Origin of the sequence: Ilumatobacter sp. (assembly GCF_049588435.1) — a bacterium.
GTDB lineage: Bacteria > Actinomycetota > Acidimicrobiia > Acidimicrobiales > Ilumatobacteraceae > Ilumatobacter_A.
On the sequence record NZ_JBAVYV010000426.1, the window covers coordinates 1 to 2,241 of the forward strand.

Below are 2,241 nucleotides of genomic sequence, written 5' to 3' on the forward strand. Positions count from 1 at the left end.
GGCCCCGGATTCGGATTCGAATCCGGGGCCGCGGCGGCAACCTACGAGTTCACCATCCCTGCGGGCGCCGGTGAGGCGCTCGATGCCGGGGAACCACTCGAGATCCTGCCCGCGACGCTCGACGTGAACGTGGGCGAGACGATCGAGATCGTGAATCTCGACGACCGAGGCCACAACGTCGGTCCCTGGTTCGTCGGCGCCGATGAGACGATCCGCCAAGAGTTCACCTCGCCAGGAAGCTTCGAAGGCGTGTGCACGGTCCACCCGAGTGGTGAACTCGTCCTGAACGTCAGCGCATGAGCTCCCGCGCCCCGCGTCCAACTCCGCTGCGATGGGCACTGGCATCGGCGATCGTGATCCTCGCGCTGGTCGTCGGAGGCGGAACCGCGCACGCCGACCCGGCGGGACCCACCGACTACCGCTCGGAGATCCTCTCGGTCGAGCCCGCGACCACCGGAGTGTCGCTCGACATCCTCGGTGGTGACTCGTTCGTCCAACTGACCGCCGAGCCGGGAACCGAGGCGACGGTCGTCGGCTACTTCGGCGAGCCCTACCTGTGGTTTCTCCCCGACGGCGAGGTGCGCGAAAACCGCAACTCCCCGACGAGCTACCAGAACGAGAACCGCTACGGAGCGGACGCACCCGACTTCGCGACCGCCGACGCCGACCCCGACTGGGAGACGGTCGCCCGATCCGGATCGTTCGCGTGGCACGACCATCGCGCCCACTGGATGCAACCGATCCGTCCGGCCGGCCAGGAGCCGGGCGACCAGATCCTCGAACAGGTCATCCCGATCACGGTGAACGGTGAAGATGTCGCCGTGACGGTGATCTCGACCTGGGAACCCGAACCGTCGATGCTCCCCGCCATCATCGGCGGACTCCTCGGTGCAGCCGTCGTCGCCGTCGCGGTGTGGCTGTCGAGGCGGAGTGCCGGGTGGGCGATCGTGCTGGCACCCGTCGCCCTCGCTGCACTCGTTGCCGGGTGGTGGCAGTACACGTCGCTCCCCGCGGAGACCGGACCGCGTCTCGTCTGGCCGCTGCTCCCCGCCCTCGCGGTGGTGGCCGCAGTCGCCGCGTACCCACTCCGGAACCGGTCACCCTTCCTGGCCCAGGCCGCGGGACTCGTCGCTGCGAGCGAACTCGTGGTCTGGGCGTTCATCAAACGGGACGGACTCACCGCCGCCATCGTGCCGACCGGTGCCCCGCAGTGGTTCGAACGGCTGGTCCTCGTCGCTGCCTTCGTGGCCGGGGTCGGCGGCGTCGTCCTCGCGATCTCCCGACTTTTCTTCATGAGTCCGGGAACCCGGGACGCGGTCGCGACGACCTGACCCGCGTGAAGAAAACCAATTCCAACATCTCCCGCCTCGCCGTCTCGGCCGCACTGGTCGCCGCGCTCGGTCTCACCGCCTGTGGATCCGACGATTCTGCGAGCACCGACACCACCGCCAGCACCGACGCCACCGATGAGGCTGCCGAGACCACCGGTGTCACGATGAACGATGCGTGGTCCCGTCAGCCCGCCGAGGGCCAGACCACGAGCGCGGTGTACGGAGTCCTCACGAACGACACCGAGGAGACCCTCACCGCCGTGTCGGCGACCAGCTCGGTCAGCGACGACGTCCAGCTGCACGAAGTGATCATGAACGACGACGACACGATGACGATGCAGGAGAAGGACGGCGGATTCGAAGTCGCCTCCGGCGAGTCGGTGACGTTCGAGCCGGGCGGTGCCCACATCATGCTGCTCGACATCGACCCGGCCACCTACCCGGATTCGGTCGACGTGACGCTGACGTTCGACAACGGAACGTCGATCGAGTTCGTCGCCGAGGTCCGTTCCCTCGACGACGATGCCATGGGCGACGACATGGACCACTCCGAGATGGACGAGTCCGAGATGACCGACGACACCATGGATCACTCCGAGATGGATGACTCGGAGATGGACGAGATGGAAGAGGCCCCCACGACCGACGGCTGATCGTCGTTTCGACGATCGCCGACACGGTTCCGTGGCGACGAGCCGCCGTTCCGGAATGGCGGATGGGATCGGTGGCGCCGCCACGGACCAGACTGGTCCTGATGACGGAGATGATCGAGGTCGACCAGTTCCAGGCCGAAGCCGCCGAGTGGCTGGCAGCCAACGTCGGCGATGCCCCGCCCGACTACGGGGCGATCTGCCCGCCCGACGTGATCGAACAGGGCATCGCGTGGCAACGGCGGATCCGTGACGGCGGT

3 protein-coding genes are annotated in these 2,241 nt (G+C 67.6%); all 3 read left to right on the forward strand.

From position 1 onward, the window contains the following. On the forward strand, positions 1-300 hold a 300-nt coding region (locus WBV89_RS16230), incomplete at its 5' end, for a cupredoxin domain-containing protein (protein WP_423982388.1). Next, on the forward strand, positions 297-1,331 hold the full coding sequence (locus WBV89_RS16235) for a hypothetical protein (protein WP_423982389.1): 1,035 nt from the start codon (positions 297-299) through the stop codon (positions 1,329-1,331). The genes WBV89_RS16230 and WBV89_RS16235, both read left to right, overlap by 4 nt. A gap of 5 nt (positions 1,332-1,336) precedes the next feature. Further along, the gene (locus WBV89_RS16240; RefSeq protein ID WP_423982390.1) at positions 1,337-1,984 is read left to right on the forward strand and encodes a copper chaperone PCu(A)C; all 648 of its coding nucleotides are present in this window, start codon (positions 1,337-1,339) and stop codon (positions 1,982-1,984) included. Positions 1,985-2,241 lie beyond the last annotated feature (257 nt).

What these genes read in the sequence shown, in the direction of transcription:
- WBV89_RS16235 (WP_423982389.1), top strand. Translation starts at nt 297, where the DNA reads ATGAGCTCCCGCGCCCCGCGTCCAACTCCGCTGCGATGGGCACTGGCA.